Source organism: Janibacter sp. CFPM2_SD2 (genome assembly GCF_057364645.1).
The window spans coordinates 1-619 of the sequence record NZ_JBNFOF010000404.1 but is presented as its reverse complement, the minus strand read 5'-3'; the positions used below and the strand labels follow the sequence as shown (position 1 = coordinate 619).

The 619-nt window shown below is 78.5% G+C and carries 1 pseudogene; it reads right to left on the bottom strand.

Features of this window, described 5'->3' with window-relative positions:
- A pseudogene (locus AC2W7J_RS18650) lies at positions 1-103 on the bottom strand (Rv3235 family protein); the annotation flags it as partial.
- Positions 104-619 lie beyond the last annotated feature (516 nt).

Here is a 619-nt window from a genome sequence, read left to right as displayed (position 1 = left end):
GCGCCGTCCGGCCGGCGGCGGGACGCCAGCGGCGGGCGACGACCGCGTAGACCTCGGGCGTGGTCCACCGCATCAGCCTGGCGCGGCGGCGCACGCCGTGCATGACCTCGACGAGCCCCTGGGCGATGTGGGCGGCCCACAGGCGCGGGGTCGGGCAGCTCGTGCGCGCGGGTGACCTGCGGTCCGAAGACCTGCTCGTCGCTCGCCGCCGCGAAGTCGACGGCGAGGGCGTCCTGCACGTAGGGCGTCGCGGCCGTGCGCGTGGACCGGCCGCCCTGCGCGTGCGTCGGCAGCGGCACGCCCGGCGGGGTGTGGCGCGGTGCGGGCAGGACTGGCAGCGGGCTGGCGGTGGTGGTCCATCGGGTCCCCTCGGTGGCCGGGACGGTGCCCGGGGCGTCGTGGTCGGTCGGTGGTGCCAGGCGGACGCGGGCAGGAGCAGGTGCGGGTCGGGGCCGATGACGGCCGCATTGGCCGCGTGCCAGCGGGGCCAGGTGGCGGCGATCTCGGCAGCTGTCGCCCCGGGCCCAGGCGGGCGGCGACGATGCTCCACAGGGTGTCGCCACGCCGCACGACGACCTCGGACGAGCTCGCCGGTCGCGCGCGCCCCGTGAGCAGGGTG